The 18,907-nt window shown below is 69.8% G+C and carries 16 protein-coding genes; 8 read left to right on the top strand and 8 right to left on the bottom strand.

Features of this window, described 5'->3' with window-relative positions; translation table 11 throughout:
* Positions 1-15 precede the first annotated feature (15 nt).
* The 3 genes from ACWGO6_RS12920 to ACWGO6_RS12910 all read right to left on the bottom strand — a co-directional run bounded on the left by ACWGO6_RS12920 (position 16) and on the right by ACWGO6_RS12910 (position 4,020).
* The gene (locus ACWGO6_RS12920) at positions 16-1,407 is read right to left on the bottom strand and encodes an MFS transporter (protein ID WP_136042217.1); all 1,392 of its coding nucleotides are present in this window, start codon (positions 1,405-1,407) and stop codon (positions 16-18) included.
* Positions 1,408-1,480: 73 nt separating this feature from the next.
* Positions 1,481-2,485: an L-idonate 5-dehydrogenase gene (locus ACWGO6_RS12915; RefSeq protein ID WP_452326901.1), complete on the bottom strand. Its 1,005-nt coding sequence runs from the start codon at positions 2,483-2,485 to the stop codon at positions 1,481-1,483.
* Entirely contained in the window at positions 2,482-4,020 is a 1,539-nt protein-coding gene (locus tag ACWGO6_RS12910; RefSeq protein WP_240745089.1) for a mannitol dehydrogenase family protein, read from the bottom strand. The genes ACWGO6_RS12915 and ACWGO6_RS12910 overlap by 4 nt, the downstream gene beginning before the upstream one ends.
* Before the next feature lie 112 nt (positions 4,021-4,132).
* On the opposite strand from ACWGO6_RS12910, the gene ACWGO6_RS12905 reads away from it, so the two are divergent.
* Positions 4,133-5,074, top strand: coding sequence for a LacI family DNA-binding transcriptional regulator (locus tag ACWGO6_RS12905; RefSeq protein ID WP_452326900.1), 942 nt, complete (start codon positions 4,133-4,135; stop codon positions 5,072-5,074).
* Between the two features lie 15 nt (positions 5,075-5,089).
* On the opposite strand, the gene ACWGO6_RS12900 is transcribed toward ACWGO6_RS12905, so the two are convergent.
* A complete protein-coding gene (locus tag ACWGO6_RS12900) occupies positions 5,090-5,605 on the bottom strand; it encodes a hypothetical protein (protein ID WP_452326899.1) in 516 nt (171 codons plus the stop codon).
* Between the two features lie 298 nt (positions 5,606-5,903).
* Between ACWGO6_RS12900 and ACWGO6_RS12895 the strand changes: the two genes are divergently transcribed.
* The 3 genes from ACWGO6_RS12895 to ACWGO6_RS12885 all read left to right on the top strand — a co-directional run bounded on the left by ACWGO6_RS12895 (position 5,904) and on the right by ACWGO6_RS12885 (position 8,579).
* Entirely contained in the window at positions 5,904-6,803 is a 900-nt protein-coding gene (locus tag ACWGO6_RS12895) for an oxidoreductase (RefSeq protein WP_452326898.1), read from the top strand.
* Between the two features lie 86 nt (positions 6,804-6,889).
* The gene (locus ACWGO6_RS12890; RefSeq protein WP_136057617.1) at positions 6,890-7,987 is read left to right on the top strand and encodes an ATP-binding protein; all 1,098 of its coding nucleotides are present in this window, start codon (positions 6,890-6,892) and stop codon (positions 7,985-7,987) included.
* A gap of 49 nt (positions 7,988-8,036) precedes the next feature.
* Positions 8,037-8,579 carry a hypothetical protein gene (locus ACWGO6_RS12885; protein ID WP_136042212.1) on the top strand — a complete coding sequence of 181 codons (543 nt, stop codon included), beginning with the start codon at positions 8,037-8,039 and terminating at the stop codon, positions 8,577-8,579.
* A gap of 108 nt (positions 8,580-8,687) precedes the next feature.
* On the opposite strand, the gene helR is transcribed toward ACWGO6_RS12885, so the two are convergent.
* Complete coding sequence (helR, locus tag ACWGO6_RS12880; protein ID WP_452326897.1) at positions 8,688-10,820, bottom strand: RNA polymerase recycling motor ATPase HelR; 2,133 nt, start codon at positions 10,818-10,820, stop codon at positions 8,688-8,690.
* 164 nt (positions 10,821-10,984) lie between these two features.
* Between helR and ACWGO6_RS12875 the strand changes: the two genes are divergently transcribed.
* The 4 genes from ACWGO6_RS12875 to ACWGO6_RS12860 all read left to right on the top strand — a co-directional run bounded on the left by ACWGO6_RS12875 (position 10,985) and on the right by ACWGO6_RS12860 (position 13,081).
* The gene (locus ACWGO6_RS12875) at positions 10,985-11,569 is read left to right on the top strand and encodes an NADPH-dependent FMN reductase (protein ID WP_452326896.1); all 585 of its coding nucleotides are present in this window, start codon (positions 10,985-10,987) and stop codon (positions 11,567-11,569) included.
* Between the two features lie 114 nt (positions 11,570-11,683).
* Positions 11,684-11,899 (top strand): hypothetical protein, encoded by a 216-nt coding sequence (locus ACWGO6_RS12870; protein ID WP_452326895.1) that lies wholly within the window; start codon positions 11,684-11,686, stop codon positions 11,897-11,899.
* 139 nt (positions 11,900-12,038) lie between these two features.
* Positions 12,039-12,413, top strand: coding sequence for a DUF2255 family protein (locus ACWGO6_RS12865; RefSeq protein ID WP_452326894.1), 375 nt, complete (start codon positions 12,039-12,041; stop codon positions 12,411-12,413).
* A gap of 284 nt (positions 12,414-12,697) precedes the next feature.
* Positions 12,698-13,081, top strand: coding sequence for a hypothetical protein (locus tag ACWGO6_RS12860; protein ID WP_452326893.1), 384 nt, complete (start codon positions 12,698-12,700; stop codon positions 13,079-13,081).
* A 31-nt stretch (positions 13,082-13,112) separates the two neighbouring features.
* Here ACWGO6_RS12860 and ACWGO6_RS12855 read toward each other — a convergent pair whose 3' ends face one another.
* Genes ACWGO6_RS12855 through ACWGO6_RS12845 form a run of 3 tightly spaced genes read right to left on the bottom strand, consistent with a single transcriptional unit; the run spans position 13,113 to position 18,897 of the window.
* Positions 13,113-16,580: an error-prone DNA polymerase gene (locus tag ACWGO6_RS12855; RefSeq protein WP_452326892.1), complete on the bottom strand. Its 3,468-nt coding sequence runs from the start codon at positions 16,578-16,580 to the stop codon at positions 13,113-13,115.
* Complete coding sequence (locus ACWGO6_RS12850; protein WP_452326891.1) at positions 16,580-18,118, bottom strand: DNA polymerase Y family protein; 1,539 nt, start codon at positions 18,116-18,118, stop codon at positions 16,580-16,582. The genes ACWGO6_RS12855 and ACWGO6_RS12850 overlap by 1 nt, the downstream gene beginning before the upstream one ends.
* A complete protein-coding gene (locus tag ACWGO6_RS12845; protein ID WP_452326890.1) occupies positions 18,115-18,897 on the bottom strand; it encodes a hypothetical protein in 783 nt (260 codons plus the stop codon). The genes ACWGO6_RS12850 and ACWGO6_RS12845 overlap by 4 nt, the downstream gene beginning before the upstream one ends.
* Positions 18,898-18,907 lie beyond the last annotated feature (10 nt).

Here is an 18,907-nt window from a genome sequence, read left to right as displayed (position 1 = left end):
TTACGGGCAGGGCGATCAGATCGCGTCGCGCGGATCCGTGAGGTCGCGACCGGCGACCTCCGGCATCCAGATCGAGGCGATGAGGGCGCACAGCGTGAAGATGAAGAGCATGATGATGATCGGGATGAACGAGCCGGTGACGGCCGACACCCATGCCGCGGCGATGACGGGGCCCGCGCCGGTCGCGACGATGGCGGCGATCTCGCGTGCCATGGCGGTGAACGTGTAGCGGTTGCGCGATCCGAAGAGCTCCGGGAGCGTGAGGTTCTCGAGCGACGCGAAGCTCATCACGGCGAGGTTGTGCAGCACGACGTAGCCGACGAAGACCTGCACGGTGTCCTTGCTGCTGATCATCAGCATCGTCGGGACGATGATGATGAGCGCGATGATCGCCCAGACCATGTACATGCGCTTGCGGCCGAAGCGGTCGCCGAGCCAGCCGGAGAGCGGCACCGTGATGAAGGCGACGAGCGACGAGACGATCACGGCGTTCACGCCGATCGAGCGGTCCAGCAGCAGCACGACGGTGATGTAGCTGATCAGGTAGGTCTGGATCATTCCGGAGTTGCCGGCCTGGCCGAAGCGCAGCAGGAGCGCGATCGAGAACGCCTTCCAGGGCTTGCGCTGCATCGCCTCGAGGGTGCGGATGTCGCCGGTCTCGGTGGCGAGCTGGATCGCCTCGTCGCGGGACAGGGCCTTGCCGTCGACGACATCGTCGCGCTCCTCGAAGACCGGGGTCTCCTTGAGGTTGAAGCGCACCCAGATCGCGAAGAGCATGATCACGGCGCTCGCGATGAAGGGGATGCGCCAGGCCCAGGCGATGACCTCGTCTTCGCTGTACGCGACGAGCAGGATGGCCCAGATGCCCGAGGCGAGCAGCGTGCCGCAGTTCGTGCCGAGCGCGACGAGCGAGGCGATGATGCCGCGACGCTTGGCCGGCGCGTACTCGGCGAGCATGACGCCGGCACCCGAGATCTCGGCTCCGGCACCGAAGCCCTGCGCGATGCGAAGCAGCACGAGGAGGATCGGCGCGAGCACGCCCACCTGCGAGTACGTCGGCAGGAAGCCGATGAGGGTGGTCGCGAGACCCATCAGGAGGATCGTGTAGAACAGCACCTTCGTGCGACCGGTCTTGTCACCGAGTCGTGCGAAGAAGAACGCACCCACCGGGCGGGCGACGTAGCCGACGCCGTAGGTGGCCATCGCGGCGACGACGGCGACGGCCGGGTTCTCGGAGGAGAAGAACAGGTCGGCGAAGACGAGCGCGGCGGCCAGCGAGTAGAGCTGGTAGTCCATGAACTCGAGGGCGGTGCCGAGCCACCCCGAGATGGCGGCGCGCACGAGGTCGCGTACCGACCTCTTCGCGGCGGGGTCGGCGACCGTGGCGGTCGTCTGCGGTTCGGACATGGGAGGTACTCCTTCGGACCAGGAACAGGGTGGGTGTATCGGTGCGGCGGGGCCGCCGGGTGGGGGTGATTCGCTAGAGGGCCAGGAGGACCTTGGCCGAGGCGGACGAGTCGCGGGCGAGCTCGAACGCCTGGACGGCATCGGATGCCGGGAGCACGTGGGAGATGACGGAGTCGAGGGCGTCGGACTCGGCCAGCAGGGCGACCGCGTCGTCGATCTCGGTGGAGAAGCGGAAGGCGCCGCGGATGGTCAGCTCTTTGGCGAGCATCGGGGCGAGGTTCACTCCGATCTCGGCGTTCGGGAGCATCCCGACCTGAACGATCGTTCCGACGCGGCGGGCTGCGCGCACCGCCTGAGTGAGTGCGACGCCGACGCCGGAGCACTCGAGGACGATGTCATACGACTCGTTCTCGATCGTGTCGCGGCCGACGAGCGAGACCTCGGATGCGCCGAGTGCCTGAGCGCGGCTGAGGGGCTCTTCGCGCACATCGCTGGCGCCCACGACCGCGGCGCCGGCATTGAGCGCAGCGGCGACCACGAGCAGGCCGATGGGGCCGGCGCCGATCACGAGCACCCGCTTGCCGGCGATGTCTCCGGCGAGGCTCACGGCGTGGATCGCGACGGCCAGCGGTTCGGCGAGGGCCGCCCGCTCGAGCGGCAGGGAGGCCGGGAGCACGCGGACCATGTGGTCTTCGACGATCAGCAGCTCGGATGCTCCGCCCTGACGGTGCGGATCCGCGGCCGCGCTGCCGAAGTAGTCGCCGCCGGGGCGCAGGTGCGGGTGATCCTCGAGGCCGGGGGCCTCGGCTCCGTAACGGGCGGGGTGCACGGTGACGGGAGTGCCGGGCGCCAGCCGGCCCGACGGGTCGAGGTCGACGACGCCCGAGAGCTCGTGACCGGGGGTGAGAGGCTCTCGGATCGTGTACTCGCCGTTGGCGCCGTGGAAGTAGTAGTGCAGGTCGGACCCGCAGATGCCCACGTAGCTGACGCGGAGTCGGACCTCTCCGTCGCCGGGGGGCGGAACCTCGCGGTCTTCCCAGCGGATGTCTTCCTTGCCGTGGATGGCGAGAGCCTTCATGGCTGCATCTCCTCTGCGCTGATGAACGATGATGTCGCGGTCTGGGATGCCGAGAGGGCGTCGGCGATCGCGGCATCGACTCCCCGACGCCGGATGACGTCGACGAGCTCGCCGACGCGCGCGATGAACGCATCCTGCGATCCGAGTCCATCACCGAACAGGTGCAGCTCGCCGATCACGCGCTGCGCGAGTTCGCGTCCGTTGCGGGCGGTCGCCGCGAATCCGGCGAGACGCTCGCGGGCGCCGTCGGTCATGGCGGCGGCGTGCAGGCCGGGATCGAATCCGGGCAGCGGAGCGATGCACGACAGGTAGCCGGCGACGGTCAAGGCGATCAGGTGCGGCATCCCTCCGTCGCGCAGAACGCGCAGTGCGGGTTCCGGGATGCGCTGGCGCAGCTTGACCGAGCCGTCGGTGCCGACCTGGCTCGTGCGGTGGCCGAGCGCGCTGTTGGCCCAGCGCTCGAACAACTCGCTCTCGTAGGCGCGGATGTCGACGCCGGAGGGAACCTCGATCGACGGCTCGTACTCGTCGCGCAGCACGGCGCGCGCGGCGCTCTCGATGCCGTCGAGCCCGATGGCCTCCGGGATCGTTCCGACGCCGCTGAGGGCGCCGAGGTAGGCGATGAGGGAGTGCGTGCCGTTGAGCAGCCGCACCTTCATCTGCTCGTAGCGCCCGACCTCGTCCGTGAACACGGCTCCGCCCGCCTCCCAGGCGGGCCGACCGCCGGCGAACCGGTCTTCGATCGCCCACATCGTGAAGGGCTCGGCAGGCACGGGGATGTCGTCGCGAGCGCCGAGCAGGGTGCTGACTCGAGTGCGCAGCTCTGTGGTGGTCGCCGGGACGATGCGGTCGACCATGCTGGAGGGGAACGTCACCGCACGGTCGAGGAACGCGAGGGCGTCCGCACTCTCGGAGCCCGGAAGCTCCTGCAGGAACTCGCGCACGAGCTTCTCGGTGTGGGCGCCGTTGGCGGAGAGGTTGTCGCAGCTGAGGATGGAGATCGGCGCTCCTCCGGCGGCGGCGCGGGCCTGGAGTCCGCGGGCGAGCTGGCCGATCGTCGAGCGGGCCGCCCCGCCTCGGAGGTCGGCGCGAACGGTGTCGTCATCGAGGTCGAGGTGCTGCGTCGCGGGGGAGTAGCTGTAGCCGTTCTCGGTGACCGTGAGGGTCACGATGCGGATGCCGGGGTCGGCGATGTGGGCGATCACGCGCTCGGGCTGCTCGGCGCCGACGAACGCGTCGGTGTGCACTCCCGGGATCGTGAGCGAGGTGCTGCCGGGCGCGATGGTCGCGACCGAGTAGAGGAAGTCCTGGGCGTGCAGGGCATCGACGATCGAGCGGGAACGCGACGCGACGCCGATGATGCCCCAGTCGCCGCCCGTGGCCTGGAGTGCGGCGGCGGTGTAGACCGCCTGGTGTGCGCGGTGGAAGCTGCCGAGGCCGAGGTGGAGCATGCCGGCGCCGCTGGGGGAGACCATCGGAACGGTGGCCGTGGAGGCAGCTCGGCTCAGGATCCGGAGATCGGCGTTGATCGTCATGTAAAGCAGTGTGAATGGTTTGTACAAACTTGTCAAGTCGTTACATGGTCGGGGGTGATGATCTAGGATTGCTGACGAACGGGAGGGCGACGTGGCAGCGACACTGACGGACGTGGCAAGGCGCGCCGGCGTCTCCATCGCCACGGCATCCCGCGCATTCGGTGAGCCCGACAGGCTCGCGCCGACGACGCGCGAGCGCGTGCTCGAGGCCGCCGTCGAACTGGGCTACGCCAACACGCAGACGGGGACCGCCACCCGCACGTTCGGCGTCGTCGTCCCCGATGTCGCCAACCCCGTGTACGGCATGCTGCTCAAAGCCATCCAGGGGCAGGCGTGGCATGGACGCCACCGCATCGTGCTCTTCGATGCCGACGAAGACCGACGTCGGGAACACGAGCAGATCGAGCAGGCCCGCAAACTCGACGGGATGCTGCTGTGCTCCCCGCGACTGCCCGACGCCGACGTGCTCGACCTGGTCGGCGACGCTCCCGTGGTGGTCGTCAACCGCCAGATCGACGGCATCGCCTGCGTGCTCATGGACACCGAGCACGGGCCCGCCCAGGCGATCGAACACCTCGTCGCGCTCGGGCACGAGCACATCGCGTACGCCTCGGGGCCGCGCGGCTCGTGGGCCGACGCGCGCCGTTTCGAGACGATCGCTGCGGCCTGTGAACGCCATGGGACCCGGCTGACCCGTCTGAGCCATCAAGCGGCTTCGATCCAGGGCGGCCGGGCCGCTGCCGCTCTCGCCGCCGCCAGCGGTGCCACGGCGGTGATCGCCTACAACGACCTCGTCGCCCTCGGCGTCGAAGCGGGGATGTCCGAACTGGGACGGCACTGTCCGTCGGACATCAGCATCGTCGGTATCGACGACATCGATCTCGCCGGAGCGGTCACCCCCGGGCTGACCACCGTGCGCATGCCCATCGAACGCTGCGGCGCGCTGGCGGTCGACCTTCTCCTGAAGACGCTCTCGGGCACGGTTCTCGGAGACATCCCACCTCTCTCCTCCGAATTGATCGTCCGCGCCTCCACCGCGGCCCCCCGCCGCTGAGGCGAGTGGCGCCGCTCAGCTCCGTTGGCGCAACGCCCGGATGCGCCAGCTGTAGACCGCGACGGCGAAAGCCGTCATCACATAGAGAAAGCTCGCCTGGAGCGCGTATTCGGGATAGTGGATCAGCCACGGCGACTGGGTCGGGTCGTTGATGTGCGCGGGGTTATCGCTCACGTAGGGGACGATCGCGCCGATCACGTAACCGACCGCCTGTCCTGCCGCGTAGACGGCGATGCCGACCGCGAGCGCACCGACGGCACCACGCGTGGATCGACGCCAGACGGTTCGGGCCGAACGAAGTGCGGTCCGAGGCTCCCAGATCGGCTTGATCGGGCTGAACCACGACGACATCACCGGGGCGAGCGCGAAGGCGCTCACGAGCAGGAGCAACAGCAATGTCGTGCCCGCGAGCAGGAGTCGCTCGTCGCCGGCCCGGCTGCGCATGAGTTGCGGAACGAGGAACAGGGCGAGGAGCGGCAGACAACCGATCAGACAGCCGAACCAGGTGTAGAGAAGAGACTTGGTGTTCACGACTCCACTCTGGTGAACTCGCGAGACGGCGTCTTCAGGGAAACCCCTCGAACCGGAGGAGGGAAAACCCTCCTGCCCCTGCGACACGGCTGCGATTCGTGCCGCCGCGATGACACGGCACGGAAGCGGTCGGTAGCGGTGACACAATTGATGGTGTTCCGGCCCGCCCGACGGCGTGGGCCTACCAGCGGCTCGATGTTCGGGCCTCGTGCGTCCGCAGGGCAGATCACGGCAGGAGAAGGCGATCGACGTACCGGACCGGGTAACCAGGCACCCCGAACGATGGGTGCCTGAGGTCGTGTCCGACGTATCCCCGCCACTGACCGTCGCGGTCGTCGGCCCCGGCGCGATCGGCACCGTCGTGGCAGCGGCATTGCACGAGCGCGGCCTCGTACCGCAGCTCTGCGGCCGCACCGCCAAGGAGGACCTCGCGCTGATCGCGGACGGCGACCGCATCATCGTGCCCGGGCCGGTCCTGACGGACCCCGAGCTCGTCACGGATCGAGTCGACCTCGTCTTCCTCGCGGTGAAGGCGACGCAGATCGCGGACGCCGCGCCGTGGTTGGCGGCCCTGTGCGGGCCGGGCACGATCGTGTGCGTGCTGCAGAACGGCGTCGAACAGGTGTCGAGCGTCGCCCCGTTCGCGAACGGGGCACAGGTGCTGCCGGCGGTGGTGTGGTTCCCCGCCCAGGCACAGCCGGATGGCGCGGTCTGGTTGCGTGCACCCGCGCGCCTGACCGTGCCCGACGTGGATGCGGCGCGGCGCGTGGCCGACGCGTTGCGCGGAACCCGGTGCTCGGTCGACCTGTCCCCGGAATTCGCCTCCGTCGCCTGGCGCAAGCTGATGCAGAACGCCGCGGCCGGACTCATGGCAGTCACCGGTCGGCGCTCCGGCATCTTTCGCCGCCCCGATGTCGCTCGGCTGACTGTCGCGTACCTTCGAGAGTGCCTCGCTGTCGCTCGTGCGGAGGGGGCGCTCCTCGGCGACGAGGTGCCGGAAGAGATCCTCGCGAAGTTCCAGTCGGCTCCGGAAGACCTGGGAACCTCGATCCTCGCGGATCGCGAAGGCGGCCGTCCGCTGGAATGGGACATCCGCAACGGTGTCATCTCGCGGCTCGCCCGAGCGCACGACATCCCGACGCCGATCAGCGACATGGTGGGCGTGCTTCTCGCCGCGGCGAGCGACGGCCCCGGCTGACGGCCTGAGACGACGCTGGCGCCCCCGCACGGGATCGAGGAAGATGTCGATCATCGCACCGACACCTCGAAAGGGCGCACACCAGGATGACGAACCTCACGATCGGGACTGCACTCGGCGACCCGGAAGCCCACGTCCACCTCGACGCGCGGCGCTTCAACCGCCACACCTTCTGGGTCGGTCAGAGCGGGAGCGGCAAGACCTACGCGCTGGGCGTGGTGCTGGAGCAGCTGCTGCTGGAGACCGAGCTGCCGATGCTCATCCTCGACCCGAACGGTGACTTCACCCGGATGCGCGAGACCAGGGTCACGGCCAAGGATGCGGAGGCGTCGCGGCTCGCCGAAGCCGACATCCGGGTGTTCCGTTCCGGCTCGGGGGCGGGCGACGGGGATCGGCTGCACGTGCGCTACGTCGATCTGGTGCCCGCATCGAAGGCGGCCGTGCTGCGGATGGATCCCATCGCCGACGCCGAGGAGTACAACGCCCTGATCCATGTCGAGCAGGAGGCCGAGAGCTTCGATGCGCGCGACATGCTCCCCGACCTGCGTGCGTCGATGGACCCCGCGCGGGTGGGGCTCGCGAACCGGATGGAGAACCTGCAGGTGCTCGAGTGGGAGCTGTGGTCGCGCGGTTCGGCATCCGTCGTGGACGTCATCGATGAGCGGCCCCGCGTGACGGTCCTCGACCTCGGCGGCTTCGAGCATCCGGCGGAGCCGAAGGTCGCCGCTCTCGCGGTGCTCGAACATCTCTGGGCGCGACGCGAAGAGCGGCGTCCCGTGCTGATCGTCATCGATGAGGCGCACAACCTCTGCCCGCCGAATCCGGAGACCGCGGTCGAACGGGCTCTCACGGAGCAGCTGGTGCAGATCGCCGCCGAGGGACGCAAGTTCGGTCTCTGGCTGCTGCTGTCGACTCAGCGGCCGACGAAGATCCACCCCAACGTCCTCTCCCAGTGCGACAACCTGGCGTTGATGCGGGTGAACGCCCCGCGGGATCTCGCCGAGCTCGCCGATGTGTTCGGCTTCGCCTCGGAGGAGGCGATCCGGCGATCCGCGCAGTTCGTGCAGGGACAGGCGCTGTTCGCCGGCGGGTTCGTCGCCGAGCCGACGTTCGTGCAGATGGGTGCGCGGATCACCGAGGAGGCGGGTGGCGACGTGAAGGTTCCGCTGCGCGTCGGGAGATGATGGGAGCTCGATGTAGCGCTGGCACGACCGAACAGGAGCCGTAGCGGGTATGAATGGGCAGCGAGCGGCGGCGGACGACGGGATCCTGCGCGTGCACCGGGCCTTGCGTTCGGGGTTCGGAACCGAGGCCGCCGTCTACGGCACGATCCTGGTCAGCGGTTTGGTGGCCGTGTCCTCGGCGCACGGGGAGACCTCGCTGGCGGTGCTCTTCACGGTCGCCGTCACCGTGCTGGTTTTCTGGGGCGCGCATGTCTATGCCGGCACTGTGGCGCGGGTCAGCGATCGCGATGAACGGGAACAGGGTGAGCGCGTGGGCGTCCGTGCGGCGTTCGCGGCATCGGTGAAGCACTCCCTGGGCATGCTCAGCTCGGCGACGGTGCCTGCGGTGTTCCTGCTGGCGGGCACGACCCGCATCATGCCGGACGGCCTCGCGAACGATCTCGCTCTCTGGTCGGGCGTCGTCATCCTCGCCTTCCTCGGGTACGTCGCCTTCCTCCGGCGGGGGAGCTCGCTTCTCGTGCGTATTCTCGGAGCCCTGGGGACGGCGTCCTTCGGGCTCGTGTTCGTGGTGCTCAAGGCGCTCGTGCACTGAGCGTGCGTCGTCGCCGCGGGCGCATGGGCCGCTGAAGCTCATCCGAAGCCCCGCTGAGTCTGCGCAGGTCCGGAGTCGTTGCACCGACTGCGGCAAGACCTGCTCATTTCACCGCAGGATGACCAGCTCGCGTGTCGTCCTGGTCATGGCGACATAGCGGTCGACCGCGCCCGTCACGTCGTCGCCGAACTGCTCCGGCTGCATGAGGGCGACGAGGTCGAACTCGAGCCCCTTCGCACCCTCGGGGGTCAACGACCGCACCCTTTCGGTCGGTGCGAAGTCGGGGTCGCCGATCACACAGGCCACGCCGTCGGGATGCGCGTCGAGCCAGGCGCCGAGCACGTCCGGAAGCGTTGCGGCCTCGCCGAAGCGGACGGGGATCCCGCTCTCGCGCACCGACGTCGGCACGTTCGCGTCCGGGATCGCCGCGAGGACGAGGGGCGCCGCCGTCGCCATCACCTCCGCGGGTGTCCGATAGTTCACGCCGAGGTGGGTGATCCGCACGTCGCGCAGACCGATGCGCGTGAGCCTCTCCTCCCAGGTCTCGGTGAATCCGTGCCGAGCCTGTGCGCGGTCGCCGACGACGGTGAAGCTGCGCGAGGGACAGCGGGCGACGAGCATCCGCCATTCCGCATCCGTCAGTTCCTGTGCTTCGTCGACGACGATGTGCCCGAAGGGGCCGGCCAGCTCGTCGGGCGTGACCGCCGGGGGAGCATCGACGCCGACCAGCACGTTCCGCGCGTCCTGACCGCGCAGGATCGACATCACCTTCATCTCGCTGTCGTCGTCTTCGATCAGGTGGTCGATGACGTGGGAGATCTGTTCCTGCGCGGAGGCGATCACCGCCTGGCGACGGTGTTCCTCGCGCACGGACTCCGGGTCGCCGATGCGGCGCCTGGCGGCATCCAGGAACGGAAGGTCCGCCGTGGTCCACGGCGCCGATTCGTCCCTTTTCAGCAGCGCGATGTCGTCCGCGGAGAGCTGAGGAGCGCACCTCCGCAGCAGATCGGGCGAGCTCCACATCCGCCCCACGACGGTGGTCGGGGACAGCAGCGGCCAGGCGCGCACGAACGTCCCGGTGAGGTCGTCGTCCTGACGCAGCCAACGCCGGATCGCGTGCGGCGGCACCTCGTGATCGTCCACCTGTTCGACGAGGAGTTCCACGATCTCCTCCCAGACCTCGTCGCGAGCCTCGTTGTGCGACGCCGCGGGGTCGGCGCCGGTGAACACCTCGGCCCACTCCTCGCGGCTCAGCCAGAGATCGGCCCAGGGCGATTCCAGACGCATGGCGTGCTGCGGAGGGCGCTCGAAGGTCCGGGCTACGGCGTCCAGCATCGCGTCAGGAGAAAGCGAGGCTTTCACCGCGGCGACTCGTGGATCCGGCTCCTCGACGGCGGTCGCGCCTTCGGGCACGAGGTCGCGCAGGGTGCACAGCCGCACCGTGTCCTCGCCGAGACTCGGCAGCACGTCTTCGACGTAGGCGAGATAGTGCGCGTTCGGCCCGACGAGCAGCATGCCCCCGGCGCTCTGGGTCAGTCGCGGCTCCGCATACAGGAGGTGCGCGGCCCGGTGCAGCGCGACGACCGTCTTTCCGGTGCCGGGGCCACCGTCGACGACGAGAGTGCCGGGGGAGGGAGTGCGGATGATCGCATCCTGGTCGGCCTGGATCGTCGCGAGCACGTCGCGCATCCGTGACGTGCGGTGCGTGCCGAGGCTGGCGATGAAGGCGGACTGGTCATCGAGGGAGGCCGCGCCATCGAACCCCGCCGGGGTGAGCGCCTCGTCCCAGTAGTCGCGGATACGAGCGTCCGTCCACCGGTACCGTCGACGCGAGACGATGCCGCGAGGGTCCTCCATGGTCGCGGCGAAGTACGGTTCCGCCGCCGGAGTCCGCCAGTCGACGAGCAGCCGGGTGCCGTCCGCCGCAGCCAGACCCGTGCGGCCGATGTAGATCGGGTCGCCCTCGGTCGGCGTCATCCTGCCCAGGCAGATGTCGATGCCGAAGCGCTCCAGGATCCGGAGCCTCCCGCTCAGCCTGCGGATCTCCAGGTCGCGGTCCACGGCGGTGTCCCCGAAGCCGGCACGCTGGCGGCGCACCTCGGTGAGGCGGCGAGTGACCTCGGCGCGCTGCTCCTCCAGGGTGTCGGCGATCCGTCGGAGATGCGCGCGGTCGGCGTCGAGGAGGGCAGGGGTGGCTTTCGCGTGCAGATTCTCGGGCAGGTCGAAGGGGTCGAAAGGCATGGGTCTCCTTCACACGCGAGGGCCGGATCGCGCGAGCGAGGGTCGATTCTGCCGCATGGAGGGGGCCTTGCGGCAAGCCCCCATCCCGGAGATATCCTGGAAATGGAAGGACGCGGGGATCACGCTGACGCATCCGACCGGACGCCCTCCCTGCGGAGCACACCATGACGCATCGCATCGGCTATGTCATCGGAAGCCTCGCGCACGACTCGATCAACCGTGTCCTCGCGAAAGCGCTCGTGGGGCTGGCGCCGCACAGCCTCGAACTTGTCGAGATCCCGATCCGCGATCTCCCGCTCTACAACCGCGACGACGAGCTCGATCCGGTCGCCGCGGTGACCGAGTTCAAGCGTGCCATCGAGGGATCCGAGGGGCTGCTGCTGGTGTCGCCCGAGTACAACCGCTCCATCCCCGGAGCGTTGAAGAACGCGATCGACTGGGGATCCCGTCCCTGGGGCCACAACTCCTTCGCCCGTAAGCCCACCGGCATCATCGGCGCTTCCACCGGAGCCATCGGCACCGCCGTCATGCAGTCGTCGATGCGCAGCGTGCTGAGCTTCCTCAACGCTCCGCAGCTCAATGCCCCGGAGGCGTACATCACGTTCGATCCCGAGGTCTTCGGCGCGGACGGCGAGGTGAAGGATGCCGGCACGCGGGATTTCCTCCAGCACTACATGAACGAGTACGCCGCGTTCGTCGAGCGGGTGCTCTCCCTCACCGCGCCGGGGCACGTGGGGGATCAGAGCTAGCTCGGACCGACGGAGCCGCCCGGCAGCCTCGATTCGATCGCGCAGGTCAAGGCCCTTGGCTCGGGCACCTACGCGTCGCATGCTGGACGGATCTCTGGAGAAGAAGGGCATCGTATGTCTCTGAATCATGATCCGATCGACGCGGTGAAGCCGGACGCCAACCTGCACGAGCAATCCCGCCCCGAGGTCGAGGAGCCGGAAGACCCGGAAGTCGCGGTGGCCGCGCCGGGTCCTGGTCCGCTGGACGTCGATCTGGCCGACGCCGATTCAGCGGACGCCGTGGACCAACGGACCGAGGTGCCTCTCGACGAAGAGCGTCGCGAGGAGTGACCCCCGCTCCGGCGACGGGGAATAGCCGACGGTGGGCTCGGGGTTGACGCCATCGGAGGCGCTCGTCGGCCGCACCACGACACGGCCGATCCGCGATCTTGCGAGTCGCGCCTCGACGGGACTCAGGAGGAGTGGGCAGATGACGATGTGGAACGCCGACGAGTTGGCCGCGATCGCCGCGCCGGAGATGTTCGATCTCTCCGCGCAGCTCGACGACGGGACGATGCCGAAGACCGTGGGGATCTGGGCGGTCGCCGTGGACGGTCGCCTGTTCGTGCGCTCCTACACGGGACTGGAAGGCAAGTGGTACGCCCCGGCACTCGCCAGTCTGCGCGGTCGGGTGTCGGCCGGTGGTGTCACGAAGGACGTCCGCTTCGAGCGCGTGACCGATGAGGCGACGAACGCGGCCATCGATGCCGAGTACCTCGCCAAGTACACCCTGAGCCCCTACGCCCCCGAGATGGGACAGGAGCCGGTGCGGTCGAACACCCTCGAGGTGATCCCGCTCGACTGAGCGTGCGCCGGATCGGCGGCTCGACGGGGGTATGCCCTCCCGAACGATCCGCCCCAGACGGTACCGTCGAGAGGGCTGACCGTCCTTCCCGGACGGTTGGGGAGGCGGCGAAGATCTCGCTGCGCTCTCGGCTGATCTCCCCAGATCTCAGCCTGTAGCCCCCGCTACGTGAGCAGAGTACCGCTTAATCGCCTTGTCCGCCATTTGGGGGACAAAGAAATTTACGAGTGTTGCGCATTCCGGTCTCCTGTTGTCTTCCTGTCGGCGATGTTTAGGGTGGACTCATGGACAGACTGCTCGTTCTCACCGCTCAGGTCGCCATCGCCCACGGCCACCGGCTCGAGGTGACCGAGCAGGTCGATCCGCTCACCGATGAACCCGTGGTCCTCGCTCTCGTCGACCTCGACACCGGCGTCCGGTACCGCCGCGCAGAGGAGCCGAGCGGTGACGTCTCGCGCTGGATCGGCCGGGTGCTGGAGTGCACGGTGACCATCGGAGGACCCCGAGCGCACACCACCCTGCTGGTCGACCCCATCGGGCCCGGAGCGACGGGCGCCAAACGTGCCCTCCGCGGGGCCGACGCGGCCGCCGACGCCGCGAAGGCGAAAGCCGACCGATGGAGTGGCGCCGATCGGCCCCCGGTGGAGGAGCCCGAGCGCTTCTGGTGAGTCGGGGGCGGCGAGCCGAGAAGTGCCGCCGTCAGCGGAAGTCCCTGGACCGGTGCGTGAGCCCGGTGCGCAGATCCTCGAAACCGTCGGCGAGCACATTGACCACTCCCTCGGCCGACCGCTCCAGGATGCCGCGGATGATGAGCGCCGGTGATTCCCGGGCGACGCGGCGGTAACGGTTCCAGACTCCGGCCGAGCAGACGATGTTCACCAGTCCGCTCTCGTCCTCGAGGTTCACGAAGGTGATCCCTGACGCGGTCGCCGGCCGCTGGCGATGGGTCACGAGGCCGGCGACCTCGATACGGCGACCGGCCTCGTGGCCCTGCAGATCGGCGGCGGTGAGCACCCCGCGGGTGCGCAGCGCCTCCCGGAAGTGCGCCATCGGATGATCATCGGTCGACACCCCGGTCGCCCAGAGATCCGCCGAGAGCCGCTCGTAGCTGGTCTGATCGGCGAACAGGGGCGGTTGCACGGCGACGGTGGTCCCCGGAAGGAAGCGGGAGCGGTCGTCCGCCGCGGCGCCGGCGAGCCAGATGGCCTCTCGGCGCTCCAGCCCCAGGCAGTCGAAGGCACCGGCGGTGGCGAGTGCCTCCAGCTGTGCGGCGGTGGCATCCGTCCGACGCACCAGATCGTGCAGGTCACGGTACCGCCCGTGCGCCTCGCGCTCGGCGACGATCCTCTCCGCCATCGGCACCCCGATCCCGCGGATGCCGCTGAGGCCCAGTCGCACCGCGGATCCGCCGTCCCGCCGATGTGCCGCGGACTCGTCTGGAGCTTCCCTGTCGAAGCGGAGGGTGGGCGGTTGCGGATCGTCGAGGCAGTCCTCCCGGCCGGTCGGCCCGTGCGCGGACGCGCCTTGGTCGAGAGGCTCCAGCATCTCCGTCGCCCCCGAGACGTGCAGATCGGGGCGGCGGACCTCCACCCCGTGCCGTCGGGCATCCGCGGTGAGGGTCGCCGCGGAGTAGAAGCCCATCGGCTGCGAGCGCAGCAGGCCGGCGAGGAACGCTGCGGGGTAGTGCAGCTTCAGCCAGGAGCTGGCGTAGACGAGCAGGGCGAACGACAGGGAGTGCGACTCCGCGAAGCCGAAGTTCGAGAATGCCTGGATCTGGGCGTAGATGCGATCGGCCGCCTCGTCGGTGAGCCCGCGCCTGGCCATGCCGGCGTAGAGCTTGTCCCTGACCTTCTCGATCTTCTCCAGACCGCGTTTCGACCCCATCGCCCGGCGCAGCAGGTCGGCCTCATCGGCCGTGCAGTCGCCGATGGCCGTCGCCATCTGGATGAGCTGCTCCTGGAAGATCGGGATGCCCAGCGTGCGCTTGAGGATGTCCTCCAGATCGCTGTGCGGGTAGGGGATCGTGAAGTCCACGGGCTCCTCGCCCCGGGCCAGGCGCTTCCGGTTCTCCTCGTCGACACGATCCTTCGCCATCTTGCGTCGCACGAAGGGGTGCACGGCCCCTCCCTGGATGGGGCCGGGACGGATGAGCGCGATCTGGATGGCGAGGTCGTAGAAGCAGCGGGGCTGCAGGCGGGGGAGCAGGCCGATCTGCGCGCGGGACTCCACCTGGAAGACCCCGATCGAATCCGCTCGGCAGAGCATGTCGTACACCCCCGGCTCCTCCTTGGGGATGCGCTCCAGCGTCCACTCCTCGCCGGTGTTCTCCCGGATCAGGTCGAAGCAGTGCTGCAGGGCGGCGAGCATCCCGAGGCCCAGCAGGTCGAACTTCACCAGGCCCATGAAGGCGGAGTCGTCCTTGTCCCACTGGATGACGGTGCGGTTCTCCATGCGGGCATGCTCCACCGGCACGACTTCGCCGACCGGGCGCGCGGTGAGCACCATGCCGCCGGAGTGGATGCCGAGGTGGCGGGGTGCCTTCAGCAGCTCACCTGCGTAGGCGAGCACGTTCTCCGGGATGTCGTGACCCTCGACGGGCTCGAGCCCCACGCCCCAGCCGTCGACCTGGCGGGACCAGGCATCCTGCTGTCCGGGGGAATGACCGAGCGCCCTCGCCATGTCGCGCACCGCGTTCTTCGGCCGGTACTGGATGACGTTCGCCACCTGGGCCGCGCGCTCCCTCCCGTACTCCCGGTACACCCACTGGATGATCTCCTCACGGCGGTCGGAGTCGAAGTCCACGTCGATGTCCGGCTCCTCCGTCCGTGTCGTCGCCAGGAACCTCTCGAAGGGGAGGCGGTAGAGGATCGGGTCGACCGCGGTGATCCCGAGCAGGTAGCAGACCGCGCTCGCCGCGGCCGATCCCCGACCCTGGCAGAGGATGCCGCGTCTGCGCGCCTCGGCGACGATGCCGTGCACGATCAGGAAGTACCCCGGGAAGTCCTTCTCCTCGATCACATCCAGCTCGCGTTCGATCCGACGGTGGCCGGCGTCGTCCAGCCGGGGGTACTTCGACGGCACGGCCTCCCAGACCAGGTGACGCAGCCAGCTCATCGGCGTGTGCCCCTCCGGGACCTCCTGCTGGGGGAGCGCCGGTCGGGCGAGGCGCAGCGGGAAGGCGGATGCCGCCGCCAGTTCGAGCCCGTAGGAGATCGCTCCGGGATAGCGCTGGAAGCGCGCGGACATCTCGGCTCCGCTGCGCAGATGCGCGCCGCCGTGTGCAGGTAGCCAGCCGTCGAGCTCATCCATGCTGCGCACCGCGCGGACCGCGGCCACGGCTTCGGCGAGCGGTGCCTGTGCGGGGGTGGCGTAGTGCACGTTGTTGGTCGCGACCACCGGCAGCCGCATCCGACGGGCGTGGTCGGCGAGGGCGTCGTTGCGGCGGGTGTCCAGCGGGTCTCCGTGGTCGAAGAGCTCGACGGCGACGTGGTCGGCTCCGAACAGGTCGACGAGGGAGCGCAGCGGAGTGGCCGCGTCTCCGGCCTCGAGCCCGCGGCGCACCGCACCCTTGCGGCATCCGGTCAGGATCGTCCAGTGCCCGCCCGCGCGTGCGGCGAGGTCGTCGAGGTCGTATACCGGGCGCCCTTTCTCTCCGCCACGAAGCTGCGCCGCGGAGATCGCGCCCGAGAGCCGGTGGTAGCCCTCCATCCCGCGGGCGAGAACGAGCAGGTGCTCACCGGCAGGATCGGCGGAACCCCGTTGCGGTGCGGGCAGGTCGAGTGACAGCTCGGCGCCGAACACGGTCTGCAGCGGGCTCTCCATGAGGTCTGCCACCTCGGCGAACCGTGCGGCGCCGTAGAAGCCGTCGTGGTCGGTGAGAGCGAGCGCGGTCAGGCCGAGGCGGTCGGCCTCGGCGAGGAGATCCTCGGGGGAGGAGGCGCCGTCGAGGAACGAGTACGAGGAGTGGGCGTGCAGCTCGGCATAGGGGACCGCGTCCTCGGGGCGCGCGGTGGCGGTGGGAGGAGTGCGCTTGCGGCGCCGACTCACCGGTCCTGGGTCCGTCCGCTGGCCGCGCGGTTCGGCGCCGAGAGGTGCCGGGGGCGACTCCTCGCCGCTGAGGGTGCGCTCCAGGTCGTTCCAGGAGAGGGGCGGATTGTGCCAGCCCATCAGCGATACCTCCCCTCGACCCACCAGCGCTCGCCGGTGTGGAAGACCAGCCAGGCACGGTCGTGATCGTCGACGATCTGCAGCCGGTGCCCACGTTTGCCGCCGCCGGATGCCCAGCGGCGCTCGTGGACGGGCCAGGGACCGGCCCACGCCTGCACGGTCGCCCCGTCGATGCGGGCGGGATCGCTCGAGAGCGCCCCGCGCTCGTCGATGGTGATGGTGGTCTCGTCCGCCGCCAGCACCCCGATCGGACGCGGGGGGCGGAACACCTCTGCCGGGAGCGGATCGGGCAGGCTCCCCGGCCAGGGCGATTCCGGGTCGCGAGGGGCGACCGTGCGCTCACCCCAGGGCGTCAGCACCTGGCGATCGGCGAGCCACCGGCCGCCGGATATCGCGGCCGTGAGCACGCCCTGATGCCCCAGCATGGTCTGCACGCGGGAGACCGCGTGGTGCAGGCGCTCGTCGGTGCCGGATCCGAAGAGGCCCGGCTGGTGATGGGCGGCGTCGTCCACGGCGGTGGGGACGATGCGCACCGCCATGATGCCGCCGAACGCCCGTGCCTCATCGACCGGTTCCTTCGCCGACTGCGCGGCCAGGGCCTCCAGCTGCCAGCGCACCCGATCCACGAGGTCGGAGGCATCGAAGCAGGTCGGATGCAACCAGGACCGGGAGAAGACCACGCCGTTGTCGTCGGTCAGATCGATGCGCACCTCCGTGCACACGACCGAGGCGTCACCGAGCGCGAGCATGACCGCATCCGCCGTCTGCCGCACCGCGAAGGCGACCTGATCCGCTCCACCCAACGGCGAGTCGAACTCGATGTTCCGAACGAGTTCCGGGTCGGGGGGACGCGGTGTCAGCGGGCGGGAGTCGGCGCCGGCGGCGAGCGCGTGCAGGCGCGCACCGTGTTCGCCGAAGCGGTCGCGCACATCGAGCGGGGCGAGCGCGGTGAACTCGCCGAGGGTGCGCACTCCGAGGCGGACGAGGAGACCGGCGATCTGCTCGTCGCGCAGCACCTGCACGGGGAAGGGAGCGAGGAACTCGCGGGATCCGCCGGGCGGCACGACCGTGCAGGGTGTGGGCCCCCGCGCGGCGATCTCGGCGGTGAACGGGCCGTCCGCGACGCCGATGCGCACCTCGGGGAAGCCGGCCTCCGTGAGGACGGCGGTGAGCGCCTCGGCTGCTTCCGCCTCTCCGCCGTGGTAGCGGGAGATGCCCCGGGCGCGGACGATCGCGAGTCCGGGCCGCAGCAGGGTGACCCCTGGCGCCTGCTTCTCGATGAGGTGCAGCACGGGGAGGAAGGCGCGCTCGTCGCGGTCGGGGTCGTGGGGGAGCACACGCAGCGAGGAGAGGTGGCCCTGGGCGACGCGGCGGCGCTGACCGGTGCGCACGCCGTGCTCCCGGGCGGAGGCGGTGCAGGCGACGATCGTGTTCGCCTGCACCAGAGCGGTGGGCGGGTGCGGAGGCGGGCTGCCGAGCGCGGCCCGCAGGGGCCAGTCGGGAAACCACAGCACGAGCACGCGGAGCGGACTGTTCATCCGGCTTCCGCCCATCGCAGGAGCTCCGGGGGTGCGGCCTCTCCCTGCCCGGCGATGTCAGGGGAGAGGGAGGGCAGCGCGGTGAGCTCGGTCGCGACCGTCTCGACGGCGCCGTGGCCTCCCGGCAGTCGCACGTGGACGCTCGACGGGCGAGAGGTGTGCCGGGTCTGCGCGGTCACGGTCACGGTGCAGTCGGAGAGCAGCCCCCATCCGGCGCCGAGACCGTGCCAGTGCGGGTCGTGAAGGCGTATCGTCCCCTCGCTCTGCGGCCAGCGTCCGGTGCCGGGTGTCTCGGTGACCAGGAGTGTGCACCCGCGATCGCGCAGGCGGGCGCTCAAGCGGGAGACGTCGGCATCCCGTGCCCGCGTGGCGGGGTTCACGACGATCAGGGGCACGACCTCGGCCAGCGCGGAGGTCGCCGCGAGCCAGCGCTCTCCCGGGTCGGGGACGAGGATCAGCCGGGCGAGATCGATGCCGAATGCGGCTGCCGCTTCGACGCCGAGGGTCGGCATGCCGACGACGGCGCACCAGTGCCCCTTCTGGGACGCGGCACTGAGCAGTGCGAGCACCAGGCTCGGCGAGGGGGAGACGGTGTAAGAGGTTCCGGTCTGCAGCCCTTCCTCGGGAAGGAGTGCGGAGAAGGCGGGGTCGAGGGGGATCAGCGTATGCTCGCTGCGCCGGCGCTGCATCCGGCTGATCTCACGGCGCAGTCGCAGCACTTCTCCCGCGCGGGAGTCGCTCGCCGGTGAGAGCGAGGCCAGTGCATCGAGACCGATCACCCTGCATCCT

This window comes from Microbacterium sp. NPDC055665 (genome assembly GCF_053618035.1).
Note: the sequence above shows the minus strand (reverse complement) of the source record. Positions and strands in the feature narration are given on the sequence as shown.